This is a genomic window from Photobacterium ganghwense, assembly GCF_003025595.1.
Lineage (GTDB): Bacteria > Pseudomonadota > Gammaproteobacteria > Enterobacterales > Vibrionaceae > Photobacterium > Photobacterium ganghwense.
This window is the reverse complement of record NZ_PYMI01000005.1, coordinates 101,918-119,469: the sequence shown is the minus strand read 5'-3', so window position 1 is coordinate 119,469 and position 17,552 is coordinate 101,918. Positions and strand designations below refer to the sequence as shown.

The 17,552-nt window shown below is 54.8% G+C and carries 17 protein-coding genes; 7 read left to right on the top strand and 10 right to left on the bottom strand.

Annotation, left to right across the window (positions count from 1 at the left end; translation table 11 throughout):
- Positions 1-83: 83 nt before the first annotated feature.
- From C9I92_RS18490 to C9I92_RS18480, 3 genes are all read left to right on the top strand, one after another.
- Positions 84-1,097, top strand: a complete 1,014-nt coding sequence (locus tag C9I92_RS18490; protein ID WP_047886928.1) for a Fe(3+) ABC transporter substrate-binding protein — start codon at positions 84-86, stop codon at positions 1,095-1,097.
- Between the two features lie 224 nt (positions 1,098-1,321).
- On the top strand, positions 1,322-2,950 hold the full coding sequence (locus C9I92_RS18485; protein WP_047886927.1) for an ABC transporter permease: 1,629 nt from the start codon (positions 1,322-1,324) through the stop codon (positions 2,948-2,950).
- Positions 2,950-3,993, top strand: coding sequence for an ABC transporter ATP-binding protein (locus tag C9I92_RS18480; protein ID WP_047886926.1), 1,044 nt, complete (start codon positions 2,950-2,952; stop codon positions 3,991-3,993). The genes C9I92_RS18485 and C9I92_RS18480 overlap by 1 nt, the downstream gene beginning before the upstream one ends.
- Before the next feature lie 125 nt (positions 3,994-4,118).
- On the opposite strand, the gene C9I92_RS18475 is transcribed toward C9I92_RS18480, so the two are convergent.
- Positions 4,119-4,709, bottom strand: coding sequence for a TetR/AcrR family transcriptional regulator (locus tag C9I92_RS18475; RefSeq protein ID WP_047886925.1), 591 nt, complete (start codon positions 4,707-4,709; stop codon positions 4,119-4,121).
- Between the two features lie 227 nt (positions 4,710-4,936).
- Between C9I92_RS18475 and hpt the strand changes: the two genes are divergently transcribed.
- Entirely contained in the window at positions 4,937-5,473 is a 537-nt protein-coding gene (hpt, locus tag C9I92_RS18470; RefSeq protein ID WP_047886924.1) for a hypoxanthine phosphoribosyltransferase, read from the top strand.
- 51 nt (positions 5,474-5,524) lie between these two features.
- Here the strand turns inward: hpt and can are convergent, their stop codons facing one another.
- Entirely contained in the window at positions 5,525-6,184 is a 660-nt protein-coding gene (gene can / locus C9I92_RS18465; protein ID WP_047886923.1) for a carbonate dehydratase, read from the bottom strand.
- 209 nt (positions 6,185-6,393) lie between these two features.
- On the opposite strand from can, the gene C9I92_RS18460 reads away from it, so the two are divergent.
- On the top strand, positions 6,394-7,329 hold the full coding sequence (locus C9I92_RS18460) for an ABC transporter ATP-binding protein (RefSeq protein WP_047886922.1): 936 nt from the start codon (positions 6,394-6,396) through the stop codon (positions 7,327-7,329).
- The gene (locus C9I92_RS18455) at positions 7,326-8,096 is read left to right on the top strand and encodes an ABC transporter permease (RefSeq protein WP_047886921.1); all 771 of its coding nucleotides are present in this window, start codon (positions 7,326-7,328) and stop codon (positions 8,094-8,096) included. The genes C9I92_RS18460 and C9I92_RS18455 overlap by 4 nt, the downstream gene beginning before the upstream one ends.
- Before the next feature lie 137 nt (positions 8,097-8,233).
- Here the strand turns inward: C9I92_RS18455 and panC are convergent, their stop codons facing one another.
- The 8 genes from panC to thpR form a co-directional block, all read right to left on the bottom strand.
- Entirely contained in the window at positions 8,234-9,109 is an 876-nt protein-coding gene (gene panC, locus C9I92_RS18450; protein WP_047886920.1) for a pantoate--beta-alanine ligase, read from the bottom strand.
- 9 nt (positions 9,110-9,118) lie between these two features.
- A complete protein-coding gene (gene panB, locus C9I92_RS18445; RefSeq protein ID WP_047886919.1) occupies positions 9,119-9,913 on the bottom strand; it encodes a 3-methyl-2-oxobutanoate hydroxymethyltransferase in 795 nt (264 codons plus the stop codon).
- A gap of 31 nt (positions 9,914-9,944) precedes the next feature.
- Complete coding sequence (folK, locus tag C9I92_RS18440) at positions 9,945-10,430, bottom strand: 2-amino-4-hydroxy-6-hydroxymethyldihydropteridine diphosphokinase (RefSeq protein WP_047886918.1); 486 nt, start codon at positions 10,428-10,430, stop codon at positions 9,945-9,947.
- A complete protein-coding gene (gene pcnB, locus C9I92_RS18435) occupies positions 10,427-11,842 on the bottom strand; it encodes a polynucleotide adenylyltransferase PcnB (RefSeq protein WP_084712673.1) in 1,416 nt (471 codons plus the stop codon). The genes folK and pcnB overlap by 4 nt, the downstream gene beginning before the upstream one ends.
- A gap of 248 nt (positions 11,843-12,090) precedes the next feature.
- A complete protein-coding gene (gene gluQRS, locus C9I92_RS18430; RefSeq protein WP_047886916.1) occupies positions 12,091-12,990 on the bottom strand; it encodes a tRNA glutamyl-Q(34) synthetase GluQRS in 900 nt (299 codons plus the stop codon).
- A 68-nt stretch (positions 12,991-13,058) separates the two neighbouring features.
- On the bottom strand, positions 13,059-13,508 hold the full coding sequence (gene dksA, locus C9I92_RS18425; protein WP_047886915.1) for an RNA polymerase-binding protein DksA: 450 nt from the start codon (positions 13,506-13,508) through the stop codon (positions 13,059-13,061).
- 138 nt (positions 13,509-13,646) lie between these two features.
- A complete protein-coding gene (sfsA, locus tag C9I92_RS18420) occupies positions 13,647-14,351 on the bottom strand; it encodes a DNA/RNA nuclease SfsA (RefSeq protein ID WP_047886914.1) in 705 nt (234 codons plus the stop codon).
- A 106-nt stretch (positions 14,352-14,457) separates the two neighbouring features.
- Positions 14,458-15,048, bottom strand: a complete 591-nt coding sequence (gene thpR / locus C9I92_RS18415) for an RNA 2',3'-cyclic phosphodiesterase (RefSeq protein WP_053061923.1) — start codon at positions 15,046-15,048, stop codon at positions 14,458-14,460.
- A gap of 12 nt (positions 15,049-15,060) precedes the next feature.
- On the opposite strand from thpR, the gene hrpB reads away from it, so the two are divergent.
- Positions 15,061-17,544 (top strand): ATP-dependent helicase HrpB, encoded by a 2,484-nt coding sequence (hrpB, locus tag C9I92_RS18410; RefSeq protein WP_047886913.1) that lies wholly within the window; start codon positions 15,061-15,063, stop codon positions 17,542-17,544.
- Positions 17,545-17,552 lie beyond the last annotated feature (8 nt).

Sequence of the window (17,552 nt, the reverse complement as noted above, 5' to 3'; positions counted from 1 at the left end):
CATTGTATTGATGAACTGCTACAGTATAATTGAGCGAAACTGATAACTGTTATCATTCTATTTTGCGTTTAAGGGAAGTAAAAATGAAAAAGCTGTTGGCATCGGCAATTCTATTGGGTCTGGCTGCTCCTCAGGCGGCAATGGCGGCGGAAGAAGTGAACGTTTATTCTTACCGTCAACCTTTCCTGGTTGAACCTATGTTCAAAGAGTTCACTGCAGAGACCGGTATCAAAGTAAACGTGAAGTTTGCAAAAGAAGGTCTGGCAGAGAAACTGCAGCAGGAAGGCGAATACAGCCCGGCCGATGTCCTTCTGACAACAGATATCAGCCGTCTGGTTGAACTGGCAGACAAGAAGCTGGTTCAGTCCGTTGACAGCAAAGTGATTGAGCAAAATGTTCCGGCTCAGTTCCGTGATAACGAAGACGAGTGGTTTGCGCTGACTATGCGTGCACGTAACGTGTATTCGTCTCGTGACCGTGTGGGCAAACTGCCAGCGGAATTTGATTACAAAGATTTGGCCAAGCCGGAGTGGAAAGGCAAGATCTGTACGCGTTCAGGTAAGCACCCTTACAACATCTCGCTGGTTTCTTCGATGATTGCTCACTACGGTGAAGCAGAAACAAAAACCTGGTTGGAAGGCGTGAAAGCGAACCTGGCGCGTAAGCCACAAGGCAACGACCGTGCGCAAGTTAAAGCGGTGAAAGAAGGTCTGTGTGACCTGGCAATCGGTAACAGCTACTACCTGGGTAACATGCTGAACGATGAGAGCCAGAAAGCATGGGCAGAGTCGGTATACATCAACTTCCCAGGCCAGCAAGCAAACGGCACACACGTAAACGTGAGTGGCATGGCAATGGCTAAATACGCGCCAAACAAAGCTAACGCGCAGAAGCTGATGGAATTCCTGACAGGCGACAAAGCCCAGCACATGTATGCAGAAGTGAACTACGAATACCCGGTTAAAGAAGGCGTAGCGCGCTCTGAGCTGGTAGCTTCATGGGGTGACTTCAAGTCCGATACGCTGTCACTGGAAAAAGTGGCTGAATACCACACTGCCGCCATCAAGCTGATGGACGAAGTGAAATTCGACCTGTAATACACCAAAAAATGGGGCCACAGGCCCCATTTTTGTTTAAGGATCGGGGAGCAGACAATCTGGCTTGATGTTGGAAAACGAATGAAAAATCCTTAGATCCTTGTACTTTTTCCAATGACTTGTGGTAGCTTCACTTCCCTACTCAGAGAAAGGATTTATCAGGCTCTGACAGTGGTATGGCGTCGTACCAGGGTTAAGTTGCAAAAGGTACTAAGTTGTAAGCAATGAAAGAAAGATATCTTTGTTGGCAAACCAGTGGCTGGGTGTTTTCCCTGCTGCTGGTTTTGCCTATTCTGGCCATTTTTTACACCGCAGCCGGTGAGAGCGATGAAGTCTTCTCTCACCTGATGGACACGGTGATGGCCACCTATACCACTAATACCTTCCTGCTGGTGGTCAGTACCAGCTTGCTGGCCTTGCTGTTTGGCTTGCCTGCGGCCTGGATCATGGCGATGTGCCGGATTCCGGGGGAGCGGGTGCTGCAGTGGGCGATGGTACTGCCTCTCGCCATGCCGGGCTACATTGTCGGGTACATCTACACGGACTGGCTGGACTATGCCGGGCCGGTGCAGATTATGCTGCGTGACTGGTTTGGCTGGCAGAATTACCAGGACTACTGGTTTCCGGATATCCGCTCTCTGGGCGGTGCCAGTCTGGTACTGGCTCTGGTGTTGTATCCCTACATTTATCTTCTGGCACGGGCAGCGTTTATGGAGCAGAGCACCAGCCTGCTGCAATCAGCTCGTCTGCTGCGCTGCTCACCGTGGGAAAGTTTCCGCCGTATTTCTTTGCCATTGGCTCGCCCGTCCATTGCGGTCGGCCTGTCGCTGGTGGCCATGGAAACCCTGGGGGACTTTGGTACGGTCAGCTATTTTGCCGTGAACACGTTGACCACCGCGGTTTACGATACCTGGCTGGGTTACTCCAACCTCAATGCTGCCGCGAAAATTTCCGCCATTATGCTGCTGGCGATCTTCCTGCTGATCAGTGCCGAACGGTTCAGTCGGCGTAAGCAGAAGTTGTTCCAGCAGGAGTTTGAACACGGTGATGACATTCGTTACCCGCTCAGCGGCGTGAAAAAGTGGGTCGCGGTGATTTGGTGCTGGGGACTGGTCGCTTTTGCCTTTGTCCTGCCGCTGCTGCAACTGAGCTATTACGCCTGGCATTACTTTGCTGCAAGCTGGACGCCGGAATTTCAGCAATACGGTCTGAACAGCCTGAAAGTGTCGTTGATGGCAGCGGCTGTTGCCGTCGTATTGGCCTTGATCTTTAACTTTTACCGCCGTCTTGACGGGCGCCGTACCACGGTTGTGCCGTCGCGGATTTCCTCGCTGGGGTATGCGGTGCCGGGCACAGTGCTGGCAATTGGGGTGATGATTCCGCTGACGGGGGCTGACCACTTGCTTAATGATACGACAATCGCGCTCGGTTTAGGGCGTCCTGGGCTGGTGTTCTCCGGCACCATGTTTGCCATTATTTTTGCCTTTGTGGTGCGTTTTGCTGCGGTGGCTGTCGGCAGTATTGAAAGCAGCCTAGCCAAGATTCCGCCGTCACTGGATATGGCTTCCAAGACTATGGGGTATGCCTCGATACAGATGCTGCGTCGGGTTCACCTGCCGCTGATCCGCCGCGGTTGCCTGATTGCCGGTCTGTTGGTGTTCATTGAGTCGATGAAAGAGCTCAATGCCGCGCTGCTGTTGCGCCCGTTTAATTTTGAGACGCTGGCAACCTACGTATTCAATTTCGCGTCTGATGAGCAGCTGGAGATGGCCGCTCTGCCGGCGATACTACTGGTCATTGTTGGCCTGATCCCACTGGTGATGGTTAACCGTTCTTTGGAGCAGAAACACTGATGAGTCATGCATTATCCGTAACCAACCTGACCTGTAAGTACAATGGTCAGGCCGTGCTGGAGAATTTGTCGCTGCCGGTTCAGGACAACGAAATTGTGTGTCTGCTGGGGGCCAGTGGCTGTGGCAAGACGACCCTGCTCAAAGCTATTGCCGGTCTGCTGCCGCTCGACAGCGGTGAGATTCACATTAACGGTCGGGTGATCGCTGATGGCAAAACCTGGCTGCCGCCGGAGAAGCGCAACATCGGCATGATCTTCCAGGATTACGCCCTGTTTCCGCATCTGACGGTGGCGGAGAACATCGCCTTCGGCCTGAGAAACTGGGACAAAGCCCGGGTTCAGAGCAAGGTGCAGGACATGCTGGAACTGGTGCACCTGAGCGGACTGGATGATCGCTATCCGCATCAGCTGTCAGGTGGTCAGCAACAACGGGTGGCGATTGCCCGGGCCCTGGCGTGCGAACCGGATCTGATCCTGCTGGATGAACCGTTTTCAAATATTGATACCCAGGTGCGCTACAGCCTGATCCGTGAAATTCGCCGGATTTTTAAAGCGCAGGGTGTGACAGCTATTTTCGTGACCCACAGCCGCGAGGAAGCGTTTGTGTTTGCCGATCGGATGGCGGTGATGAACCACGGCGTGATCGAGCAGTTTGGTTCTGCCACAGAGCTGTATTACCGACCGAGCAGCCGGTTTGTGGCGGAGTTTCTCGGAACCGGTACCTATCTGCCGGTGACCATGGGGAATGACAAAACGCTTGCCACCCCGTTTGGCCCGATTAATGTCGGCAGCCCGATCATGATGGAAGCGGGCAGCAGCAACGTGGAATGGTTGCTGCGCCCTCAGAATCTGAAGGTGATACCGGCAGCAGAAGGTGCCGGGGTGATCATTGATCAGCTGTTTATGGGAGACAGCTGCCGGTATACCGTCGATTATCAGGGACACCACCTGATGGTCTACTCTCACCTGATTCTGCAGATGGGTGAGCGGGTAGAAGTCAGTGTTGAGCCTCATGAGCCGGTGGTGTTTGCCTCTGCCTGCTAGCGCAGGGTTTTTGATATTGAACCTGGTGCAGCGGCTTAGTACTGGATTATGCCGAGCAGCAGGACAGAGATAGCCTTTGGCGCTAAATAATCAGGCCGGCATATTGCCGGCCTGATTGGTTTGGATTATTTTTCCAGGAGTGCCTGGATATGCAGGGTGGCTTTTTCCTGCATTGCATCGCGATCCGGATTAATATTGGTCTGCAGGTACAGCACGTAGCACAGGCCCTGAAACTGCCAGGCTCGCTCCTGACCAGACAGGACACCGTCAATCTTCGCGGCTTCAAACTGTTCAGAGATGAAGGCAAAATTCTGTTGGTTGTTACTGACAAACTGTGGCCAGATCTCGTCGCGAACTGAAGTGCTCCACTCGAACCAGACTTTGACCCAGTCCTGCTGCTCGATCACTTCGTCGATCAGTCGATGGGAGATCTGAGTCAGTTGCGCCTGGAACGGCTGGTCGTTGTCAAACGACTCGGCCAGCATGGACTTGAAGCATTGTTCCACTTGTCCCAGTACTTCTTCAACCAGTGCTTCGCGGGTAGGAAAGTAATTGAATACCGTCGCGACCGAGACATTCGCCATTTCCGCAATATCAGCGTGCCCGGCACGACCGATGCCGCGACGGGCAAAAACGTCCATAGCAAAGTTGAGTAGTTGTTCCTTCCTTTTTTCCGGTGACAGGCGTGTTCTGGTTTTTTTTAGGATGGTATCCATATCACTGATTCCCTAGCTCCAAAGTATTTGTTTTGGTTATCATTTGTTCTTGCGGGATAACTTTACAGGAGCAATCGGTTGTATTCAAACCAGTTTTTAATCAATGTGTATCATATCATTGACAGGGCGGATAAAATAACCATTACAATTGAAGGAATGCTAGAATAGGCGTCCGTTTTACCGCAAGCCGACAGCCGACGAAGACGGTCGGACTGATGGAGAATAAAATGAAACACACTATTGAAGTAATGATTTCTGAGCAGGACGTTCAGGCACGTGTTAAAGAGCTAGGAAAGCAGATCACAGAACACTATAAAGATTCAGAAAACCTGGTAATGGTTGGCCTGTTACGCGGCTCCTTTGTGTTCATGGCTGACCTGGCCCGTGCCATTGAACTGCCGCATGAAGTCGACTTCATGACCGCATCAAGCTATGGCAACACCATGGAAAGCAGCCGTGATGTACGTATCCTGAAAGATCTGGATGACGACATCAAAGGTAAGGATGTCCTGCTGATCGAAGATATTATCGATACAGGTAATACGCTGAACAAAGTGTGTGAAATCCTGGCGCTGCGTGAGCCAAACTCTATCCGTATCTGTACCCTGCTGGACAAGCCTGAACGTCGCGAAGTGAAGGTAGATGTCGCTTGGATCGGTTTTGAGATTCCTGACGAGTTCGTGGTCGGTGTGGGTATCGACTACGCCCAGAAATACCGCCACCTGCCGTTTATCGGCAAAGTGGTGCCGCAGGACGGCGAATAACCAATAGGAAAAAGCGACTGATTTCAGTCGCTTTTTCTTTATGGCATCAATTTACTTGTGGGTGTTGCCCGGCAGGATTTCTGCCATGGCTGCCTGATACGCCACTTCCAGGCTCTCGCGGCTGGTCGCTGTCACGCCCAGGTTCCGCAGCTTGCCGTCACCGATACCATAAATCCAGCCGTGCAGTTTCACCTGCTGACCGCGCTCCCAGGCACTCTGCATAATGGTCGAGTTACCCAGGTTGTAGACCTGACTGGCGACGTTAATTTCGCATAGCTTGTTGTCCCACTCTTCGCGAGGCAGCTGGCCCAGGTCTGAGCGATACTTCATGAACAGGTCGCGGATGTGTAGCAGCCAGTTGTTGATCAGGCCCAGCTGAGGATTATCAATCGCGGCACTGACCCCACCACAGCCGTAGTGGCCGCAGACAATCACGTGGCGAACTTTCAGCACGTCTACGGCGTACTGTACAACCGAGAGACAGTTGAGATCGGTGTGGATGACCTGGTTTGCCACGTTACGGTGGACAAACAGTTCACCTGAGTTGAGGCCGGTCAGGCGTTCTGCAGGAACTCGGCTGTCTGCACAGCCAATCCATAGGTATTCCGGGTGCTGGGCTTTGGCGAGATGAGAAAAAAACTCCGGGTTTTCATCCTTAATGTTCTCTGACCAAGCCAGGTTATTTGCAAATAGCTGTTTGATATCTGCCATTGTTGTGCCTTTCTCTGATACATTCGTATACCCGCAACGGCGGTGCCATTGCGTCTGGTGTCATATGGTATGGGTTACCATTCACATATCTGTCAGCACTGTAGCAATACTGGCAGATATACGAACCCGGCATCACTATACACAAGTTAACAACTTATCAAATCGGAGTAGTTATCCGACGAAAGTTTCTAACATAAAGATCGCATTTTATGAACGCATTGGAAATAAAAAATTTAAGCAAAACCTACAAGGGTGGTGTTAACGCCCTGAAAGATATGAGCTTATGTGTCGAAGAAGGTGATTTTTTCGCACTACTGGGGCCAAATGGTGCTGGTAAATCAACCACAATCGGGATTATCAGCTCTTTAGTCAATAAGAGCGCCGGGGAGGTTAAAGTCTTCGGCTATGACTTAGATACTCAGTTGGTGGACGCCAAGCGTCAGCTCGGTCTGGTGCCGCAGGAATTCAACTTTAACCAGTTTGAGACCGTGGAGCAGATCGTGGTCAATCAGGCCGGGTACTACGGTGTACCGCGTCTACTGGCCAAAGAGCGGGCCCGTAAATACCTCAGTCAGCTCGACCTGTGGGAAAAACGCAACGAGCGTGCCCGTAACCTGTCAGGCGGGATGAAACGCCGTCTGATGATTGCCAGGGCGCTGATGCATGAGCCAAGACTGCTGATTCTCGATGAGCCGACGGCCGGTGTTGATATCGAGCTGCGCCGCTCAATGTGGGCGTTCCTGCGCGAGATTAACCGTCAGGGCGTCACGATTATCCTGACCACGCACTACTTGGAAGAAGCGGAGATGCTGTGCCGCAATATCGGTATCATCAACCACGGTGAATTGATTGAGCACACCTCGATGAAAGCTTTGCTGAGCAAGCTGGAAATGGAAACCTTCATTCTGGATATCAAGCTCAACGGCAATCATCCCGAGCTGGAAGGGGTGAACTGGCGGCTGCCGGACAACCATACCCTGGAGGTGGAGATCAACCGGGGATCGAGCCTGAATCAGGTGTTTGTCCAGCTGACCCGTCAGGGGATCGATGTGATATCAATGCGTAACAAGGCCAACCGCCTGGAAGAGCTGTTTGTGACGCTGGTATCGAACAGTAAGCGAGCCAAACAAGGAGAGCAGGCATGAACCCGATTTACTGGATTGCTTTTAAAAGCCTGATCACCAAAGAAGTGAGCCGCTTTGCCCGGATCTGGATCCAGACCATGGTGCCGCCGGCGATCACCATGACCCTGTATTTCATTATTTTCGGTAACCTGATCGGGAGCCGGATCGGGGAGATGGGCGGTTTCAGCTACATGGAATATATCGTACCGGGACTGATCATGATGTCGGTGATCACCAACTCGTATTCGAACGTCGCTTCGTCGTTTTTCAGTGCCAAGTTCCAGCACAACATTGAAGAGCTGCTGGTGGCGCCGGTGCCGAACTATGTGATCATTGCCGGTTACGTGGGCGGCGGGGTACTGCGTGGACTGGGCGTCGGATTCATTGTTTCCGTGGTGTCACTGCTGTTTGTCGACTTGCAGATTGCGCATCTGGGCATTGTGGTGGCGACGGTAGTGATGACCTCGGTGGTTTTCTCGCTCGGCGGCCTGATCAATGCGGTGTTTGCCAAGACATTTGATGACATCAGCATCATTCCGACTTTTGTGCTGACGCCGCTGACCTACCTAGGCGGGGTGTTTTATTCGCTGAGTCTGTTACCGGAATTCTGGCAGGGTGTGTCGAAGCTAAATCCGATTGTCTACATGGTCAATGCGTTCCGCTATGGCTTCTTAGGTGTGTCGGATGTGGGCATCGGGACGTCGTTTGCGGTGCTGGGACTGTTCACGGCGATCCTGTACGGGATCTGCTATTACCTGATCTCCCGTGGGATCGGTCTGCGCTCATAATCGACCCGTCACGTTGTAGTCCTTCTTGCGGCAAATAGTGACGACAAATCAGGTATAAAAAATCCCGGCACAGGCCGGGATTTTTTGTTTTGCGTATCACTCGTTGCGTATACCTGCGGTGGAGATCGGTGCAGGATTTATTCTTCAGTCGCTGCCGTTGGCGGGTTCAGATCCACAACCTGATTATCGATCAGGCGGGCTTTACCAAGGAACGCCGACATCAGGATCACCGCTTGCTGTGATTCGTCGCTGACCGGTAGCAGAGAGGCGGCGTCGCGAATGTAGATTTCATCCGGCTGCAGACCGGCGGCGCGCAACTGATCATTAGCATCCATCACCAGCTCGGCATAGTCGTTACGACCACCGCGCATCTGGCTGCTGATCCAGCGCATGGTGCGGGCCAGGACCGGGGCACGCTGACGTTCGTCAACGGTCAGGTAACCGTTGCGGGATGACATGGCCAGGCCGTCCATTTCGCGTACGGTCGGTACGCCAATGATCTCGATGTCCATCGCCATATCGGCCACCATCTGGCGAATTAGCGCCAGCTGTTGATAATCTTTTTCGCCGAAACAGGCGACATCCGGCTGAACAATGTTGAACAGCTTGGTCACCACGGTGGACACCCCACGGAAGTGGCTCGGGCGCAGGGCACCCTCCAGCATGGACGACAGGCCCGGTACGTCCACGAGCGTGTGACGATCCAGCCCTTGCGGGTACATGATGTCCGGGGTCGGAGTAAAGACCAGATCAACGCCTTCGCTGTTCAGCTTGGCCAGATCGTCATCCATGGTGCGCGGATAATTGTTCAGGTCATCGGCTTTATCAAACTGCATCGGATTGACAAAAATGCTGACCACAACCACATCGGCGACTTCGCGGGCTTTGCGAACCAGAGTCAGGTGGCCATCATGCAGGTTGCCCATGGTTGGCACGAAAGCAATCCGGCGGCCTTCACGGCGCCAGACGCGAATCTGCTCGCGGATTGGGGCAATCTCAGCGAATGTTTGCATCTTTATTCCTTATTCAAAGGTATGTTCTGGGCCAGGGAAGGTTCCGGCCTCAACATCTTCTAGATATTTAGTGACGGCTGCGCGCATGTCGCCGGTTTCTGCCAGATAGTTCTTGGAGAAACGTGGCATATAGTTTGCGGAAATCCCAAACATGTCGTGCATGACCAGAATCTGGCCATCGGTAACATTACCGGCACCAATGCCGATAACCGGGACTTCAACGGCTTTGGTGATACGTTCTGCCAGACTGGCAGGTACGCACTCCAGCAAAATGATCTGCGCACCGGCATTTTTCAGCAGAATAGCATCTTTCACCATCTGCTCAGCGTGGTCGGAATCACGTCCCTGCACTTTGTAACCGCCAAAAATATTGACGGATTGCGGCGTCAGGCCAAGGTGCGCACAAACCGGTACGGCGCGTTCAGTCAGTTTGCTGACCGTTTCTGCCAGCCAGGCTCCGCCTTCCAGTTTCACCATGTTTGCCCCGGCACGCATCAGGGTAGCCGCGTTTTCACATGCTTGCTCTGGCGTGCTGTAGCTCATGAACGGCATGTCAGCCATCAGCAGCGAATTCGGGCTGCCGGCACGGACGCAGCGGGTGTGGTACGCCACATCGTCAACGCTGACCGGCAGGGTGTCAGGTTTACCCTGCAGCACCATCCCCAGCGAGTCACCGACCAGCATGACCGGCACGCCCTGTCCTTCGAACAGTTGGGCGAAGCTGGCGTCATAGGCGGTGACGGAGGCAAATTTACGACCTTCTTTCTTCCATTTCATCAGGTCGTTAATCGTGATCTTTTTCATTTTCTCTCCCTCTGGTGCCTGAACGTCGGGATCAGTCAGACCAAACGGTCAAACCGTTGCGATCGACCTGAGCCAGCAAGGATTGCAGGCGGGTGTGATCGGGCAAAATCAGTTCAGGCGCAATTTCTGCAAGTGGGTATAAGACAAACTCACGCACCTTCATGCCATAGTGAGGCACGGTCAGGCGTTCACACTGATGGATCAGATCGCCATACAGTATGATGTCGAGATCCAGCGTGCGGGGTCCCCAGCGCTCGGCTTTACGGACCCGGCCATGTTCCTGCTCGATGGCCTGCGTACAGTCCAGCAGTGCCAGCGGCGCCAGTTCGGTGTCTACAGCGACCACGGCATTGATGTAATCCGGTTGATCCTGCGGGCCCATCGGGGTGCTGCTGTACAGGGACGAAACCGCCACCACCGTCAGATCCGGATGCTGTTGCAGGGCATCAATCGCACGGCGAGCCTGGCTGATGGGATCAGCCAGGTTGCTGCCAATGGCAATGTAGGCGCGGATCATGACGATTTGGCCTGTGGTTTCTTACGGCGCACCGGACGACGACGGCGACGGCGGGTCGTTGCACTTCCGCCATCGTTGATGATCTGCACCATCTTGTTGCGTTGGTTGCGATCGCCCTGTTGGAACTCGTCCCACCATTGGGCCAGTTCGGTCACTTCCGGTCCTTCGAAATGCCCTCGCATTTCCAGGAAGTCGAAAGCCGCGCGGAATTTCGGATGTTCCATCATCTTGAACGCACGTTTGCCAGTGCGGCGGCTTAAGCGCATCTGTTGCTGCCAGATATCCCGGATCGTGGTGGTGAAACGACGCGGAATCGCGATGTTTTTCACCTGCTCGTCAAGAATATCGTTGGCCGCCACCATGAAGGCGTCGTAGTAGCCCAGGCCGCTAGCAAATGCAATTTCCTCGGCACGGGTCATGGCCGGGTACCATAGCATAGCTGCGTACATGAAGGCTGGGTTGACCCGCTTGCCTTCCTCGATTCGGGCGTCGGTTGCTGCCAGAATATGCTCAAGCATTTTCTCGGTCAGGCTGCTCTCGTCTTCGGTAAAGTGCTCCGCCAGCAACGGAAAGAGTTGCTGGAACAGGTTGTACTGACGCAGCAGCTTATAAGTTGCCAGACCATTGCCGGACTGAAGCAGCTTGAGGCTTTCTTCAAACAGGCGGGCCGCCGGAATATCCTGGAGCAGGCTTGCCAGCAGCTTGATCGGCTTGGCGGTTTCCGGCTCGATGGTCATATCCAGCTTGGCAGCGAAACGTACGGCACGCAGCATCCGTACCGGGTCTTCGCGGTAACGGGTTTCTGGGTCACCAATCAGACGGATCACGCGATTGTCGAGATCTTCAACACCGTGGGCATAGTCTGCTACGGTGAAGTCCTGAATATTGTAATACAGGGCGTTGATGGTGAAGTCACGACGCTCGGCGTCTTCCTCGATGGTGCCGTAGACGTTATCACGCAGCAGCATGCCTTCCTGGCTTTGCGCCGAGATCTGCTTCTTGTCGTTCAGCGGCTGGGTGTCAGCGTGGTGGCCCCGGAATGTGGCGACTTCAATGACATCGCGGCCAAACAGGATGTGGGCCAGACGAAAACGACGGCCAATCAGGCGGCAGTTACGAAACAGCTGCTTGATTTCTTCCGGAGTGGCATTGGTGGCAATGTCAAAATCTTTGGGTTGTTTTCCTAACAGGAGATCGCGAACCCCGCCTCCCACCAGATACGCGTCGTAACCGGCTTTGTTTAGGCGGTAAAGGACTTTCAGCGCATTTTCGCTGATATCTTTACGTGAAATACCGTGCTCTTGGCGCTGATAAACTTGCAAAGCGAGTTCCTCGGTGTCGAGCGTACTACTATCGCGATTCAATACCTTACGGCAAAAGCTGGCGACTCGATTAAAGATAATACACCTCATTTATGTGGTTCGGATTCGATAAACGGCCGCTTATGATATATCACGGCAAGGAATTTTAGAATCCTATGGCCTGTTTCGTCTGTTTTACCCGCAGACAGGGCTGATGTCGGTTAACATTCAGGCTGGTTGAATCCTGGTTTGTGCTCAGTTCTGCAGCGCCGCTCCGGATTTCTCGGCCCGGATGAAAGAAGCAGACCTAGTGGCCGGAGAGATGGCCCGCCGGGCGGTGGTAACTTCCGGAGCGAGCACTACGGGATGCCCGCTTCGTGACGCAGAGTGATCGCCGTGGTGCGGGGGAGCTGTTCGACCTGCCAGTGTTGTGTTCCCCAGCGCAGAATCTCGTCCAGCGAGCAGGCGGCCAGATCGGCCGGCGGCTGCAGGCCGAGAAAACGCATCGCGGCGAGCAGGGCCGGTTTAGGGGCGGCCTTGTCGATCGCTGGCGCGTGATTCTGTTTTGACAGCTTGTTGCCGTTATCAGTTACCGCCAGCGGCAGGTGCAGGTAGCGGACTTCCGGTTGCCCCAGCAGGCGGTACAGACCAATTTGGCGGCCGGTCGGCTCTATCAGATCTGCGCCACGGACAATTTCCGTTACGCCCTGCTCAATATCATCCAGTACCACAGCCAGGTTATAGGCGTACAACCCGTCGCGGCGGCGGATAATAAAATCTTCCTCTGCCAGTGCCTGAGGGATGGACATGGTGCCATGGAGCTGGTCGGTAAAGGAGGTGACCGGTTGATCAACCCGGATCCTCACTGCGCTATCCTGAGCCGGCAGCCGTTTATCACGGCAGGTGCCGGGGTAAAAACCACCGGCTTCTTTAATTTGCTTACGGCTACACTGGCAGTAATAGGCCTGCCCGTCGGCCAGCCAGGTATCAATCCAGTGCTGATAGGCCGCATAGCGGGTACTCTGGTACATCACCTCACCGTCCCAGTGCAGGCCGTAGGCATCGAGCGTACGTAGAATATCGTCTGCGGCACCGGGCATTTCGCGCGGCGGATCGACATCTTCCATCCTGACCAGCCAGGTGCCCTGGTGAGAGCGGGCCTGCAGGTAGCTGCCGAGCGCGGCAATCAGTGAACCGAAATGCAGCGGACCGGATGGTGAGGGCGCAAAGCGGCCAATGTAATGTTCGAGTGTACTCATAAGCAAATCAGTGAAATGAAAGAGGGAGCGTCTGCTCCCTCTTCGGTAGAATGGTGTGGTTCAGGGGATTAGCCTGCCATCTGTTTTTCTTTGATTTCTGCCAGTGTCTTGCAGTCGATGCAAAGTTCTGCTGTTGGGCGAGCTTCCAGGCGACGGATGCCGATCTCAACACCACAAGAATCACAAAAACCAAAGTCATCGTCTTCGATGCGTTGCAGCGTTTTTTCGATCTTTTTGATCAGCTTACGCTCGCGGTCGCGGTTACGAAGCTCCAGGCTAAACTCTTCTTCCTGGGCTGCACGGTCAACAGGATCTGGGAAGTTTGCTGCTTCATCCTGCATGTGGTTTACGGTGCGGCCAACTTCTTCGCGTAGCTGGTTGCGCCAAGCTTCAAGAATTTTACGGAAGTGAGCCAGTTGCGCTTCACCCATATATTCTTCGCCAGCTTTTTCCTGGTAAGGCTCAACCCCAGCAATAGCCAGGATGCCCAGCGATTTTTTAACTTTGCTCTCTGGCATATAGCATCTCCTAATATACCTACATTAACCGTCACTGGTTAATTTGGGGCGGTATCTATAGCAGAAAGGGTGTGGAGTGGCAATTGCTGCATATATTCAATTTTATACCAATGTGAAGAAAGCATCACTTTGGGAAAACTAGCGATTGAATTTTATGCAGTGGCCCAGATAGAGCTCTTCCTGGGTCAATACCGCTTTGTAACACAGGATCTCTACGCCTGCCCTTTCTGCTTCCCGGATTAATGAAAAATAGTCCGGGTCTATATGGTGCGCCGCCGAAACATTTTCAATCCCTGAATGCAAAATTGCGAAAAAAAGTATGGCACGCTTTCCGCTTTCTGCTATTTCCTTGAGCTCTCTCAGGTGTTTTTGTCCCCGAGTTGTGACGGCATCCGGAAAATAGCCTCGACCATCCTGCAGCAGGGTCACGCTTTTTACTTCAATGTAGCAGTCGGGCTTACTTTCGTCCTGAAGAAGCACGTCTATCCTGCTGTTTTCGCTACCATACTTGACTTCGGTGCGAAGTGAGGAATAACCGGTCAATTCTGTGACGATCCCCTTGTTTATCGCCTCAACCACTAATCGGTTAGCCTGCGCGGTATTGACGCAGATGGTGTGGCCGGCTGCGGTTTCACTGAGTTCCCAGCTGCAAGGGTACTTGCGCTTGGGATTATCCGAGGTGGAGTACCAGACGCGGTTGCCCGGCTCGGCGCAGCCGGTCATGGCCCCGGTGTTGGCGCAATGAATGGTGGTGACTGACCCGTCAGGCAATTCAATATCGGCCAGAAAGCGCTTATAGCGCTTAATCAGCGTGGCGGGTTGCAGCGCCGGGGAAAACTTCATGCGGTGTCCTTTGTCGTGTTGTGTTGGGTGGTTCGGGGCCCTGGCTCTACTCTGGGGCTCAGATCTGGGATTCAGTTCAGGCACTCAACTCAGAGACTCTGTAAAGCTATGGGGACAGCGGCCATTGCCGAAGGCAGCGGTACACAACCCCCTGGCGGCCAGGCTGGCTGACAGACTGGGAAATATACAGGCCAAAGTGAGCAAAGTGAAAGTGCAGCGGCGAGATTGCCGGAAAAGGCGCTGGTCTGACCGGAACCGATTTGGCCAGTGTCAGGTGGGGGCGGTAGGGCCGTTCTTCCTGTGGAATCCCGCATCCGAGAGCCATATCGCGCAGCAGGGTGGCCAGCAGCGGCAAGTCCGGAGGGGGCGTTTCCGGCGCCAGCCAGATCACCTTGCTGCGCTTCCAGTAACCGAGTTGATCAAACCCGATGGAAAAAGGCGCGACGGTCGGCAGGTGAGCGGCAGCGTCCAGCAGCTGATCCCGTTGGTTAGCGGTGACGTTGCCCAAAAAAGCCAGAGTCACGTGGAGATTCTCGGGTGGCACGGTGCGGCCATAGTGCCGACACTGGCTCACCAATTGGCAGAGGCGGTGGAAATCGGCGGTGTCGTGACGCAGGCCAAGGGCAAAAAACAGGCGCTGTTTTTTCTCTTTCATAGCAGTCATGTACAATAGCTCAGCGTAAATTGAATATGACACAAGGTGTTTCCATTGTCACAGCTGCCTATCGATGAAGTGCTGACTCCGCTGCTGGATAAGCTGGGTTCCAGCTCTCAACTGATCCTCAAAGCCCCGCCGGGGGCGGGTAAATCAACCCGCCTGCCGCTGGTGCTGCTGCAACAAAAGGTGGTGCCAGGGCGGATTGTGATGCTTGAACCTCGCCGCCTGGCGGCCCGCAACATTGCGACGTACCTGGCCAGACAGCTGGGGGAAAAGGTCGGCGAGACCATCGGGCTGCGGGTACGCGGAGAAACGCTGATCAGTCGGCAGACCCGGCTGGAAATTGTGACAGAAGGGGTGATGACCCGGATGCTGCAGCAGGATCCGGAACTGGACGGCATCGATCTGCTGATTTTCGATGAATTCCATGAGCGCAGCATTCATGCTGATACCGCGCTGGCACTGGCGCTGGAAGTGCAGGAAGCGTTGCGTGACGATCTTAAACTGCTGGTGATGTCGGCGACCCTTGATGAAGCGGCACTGTGCAGCCTGCTGCCTGCTGCCGGTTACCTTGAATCGGCTGGCCGCTGTTTTCCGGTGGCCTATCGCTATCAGCGCCTGACAGACAACAGCCACTGGCTGGATGAGGCAGCCAAAGCCATTCTGCGTTTACTGGCCCAAGAGCCGGGTTCGATGCTGGTTTTCCTGCCCGGCGCCGGGGAAATCCGTCGTCTGACCGAACAATTAGCGCATTCGCTAGCGATTCAGGCCGGGAGTGTGGAGGAGGTGGAGCTGTGTCCTTTATACGGTCAGCTGTCACCGGCACAGCAGCAGCAGGCCATCAGCCCGGCCCCGCCGGGCAAGCGTAAAGTGGTGCTGGCCACCAATATCGCGGAGACCAGCTTGACCATCGAAGGGATCCGGCTGGTGGTGGATGCCGGGCTGGAGCGGATTGCTCGCTGGGATCCGAAAACCGGCATCTGTCGGTTGGAGTCGGTTCGTATTGCCCGTTCATCGGCCGAGCAGCGGGCGGGGCGGGCCGGTCGTCTGGAGCCGGGGATCTGCCTGCGTCTTTACAGCGAAGAGCTGTTGGCACGGCAGCCTGCGACACCTCAGCCGGAAATTTTGCGGGCTGACCTGACTGCACTGGCCATGGAGCTGGCACAGTGGGGATGCCAGTCTGCGACCGAGCTGCGTTGGCTCGATGTACCGCCGGATCCCGCGTTGCAGCAAAGCCGCCGCCTGCTGACCCTGCTGGGAGCGCTGGATGAGCGAGGACAGCTGACGGACACCGGCCAGGCCATTCAGGCGCTGGGCGCGGATCCGCGCCATGCGGCGATATTGGTGATGGCGCGGGATCAGGGGCACGAGGCGATGGCGACAGCGGCGATGCTGGTCGCGTTGCTGGAAGACCCGCCGCGGGGGATGGATAATCCGGATCTGCATTTTCAGCTCAACCTGATGGAAAACGGCAAGTTACCACGCAGCCAGGCTTACCTGCAGCGTGCCCGGCAGCATCTCGCTAAACTGGGGGCGCAAAATGTGCCGTTACTGGCGGCCGGAACATGGCTGGCACCGCTGATGGCGGCCGGTTTTCCGGATCGCATTGCGCTTTCCAGAGGACGTGACAGCCGCTACCAGCTGGCAAACGGGCAAGGGGCGATGCTCCTGCCGGATGAACCGCTGGCGGACAATGAGCTGCTGGTGGTTGCCGATATCGTGAAGACCCGACAGGGAGACAGCCGGATTTTTTCAGCGGTAGCGGCGGAGCTGCATGCCCTGCGGGATGCCTTACCGCACCTGTTCGCTGAGCGGGAATGGCTGGACTGGGATGATCGGAAAGGTCGGCTGACGGCGGAGAAGCAACTGTGTTGCGGCAAGCTGGTCTTGTCCCGTCAGCTGATGGGCGAGCCGGATCCGGCCAAAGCCAGCGAAGCGCTGCTCAATGCCGTGGTCCGAAAAGGACTGGCGGTGCTACCGTGGTCTGATAAAGCAGTCAACCTGCTTGAACGGGCGCGTTGTGCCGCGGAATGGCTGCCGGAGCTGGCGCTGCCGGCCATGGATGACGACAGCCTGCTGGCTGATGCCGCGGACTGGCTGCTGCCGTATATGAACGGTATGACAAGCCTGAAAGCGCTGGAAAAGCTGGATGTGCTGGCGGCCTTGGAGGCCCGGCTGGGCTGGGACAAGGCGCAGGCGCTGGATGCGGCATTGCCGACCCATTACCAGGTACCGACCGGCTCGCGCTACGCCATTCGTTACCAGCAGGGCCAACACCCGGTACTGGCAGTCAAACTGCAGGAAATGTTCGGGGAAAAAAGCTCTCCGCTGATCGCCAACGGGAAAGTGGCGCTGGTGCTGGAATTGCTTTCTCCGGCCCAACGTCCGTTACAGATTACCCGGGATCTGGCCGCATTCTGGCAGGGATCCTACCGGGAAGTACAGAAAGAGATGAAAGGGCGCTATCCGAAGCATCCGTGGCCGGATGATCCTGCGAATCACGCCCCGACTCGTAAAACTAAAAAATACATGTAGATAAGATA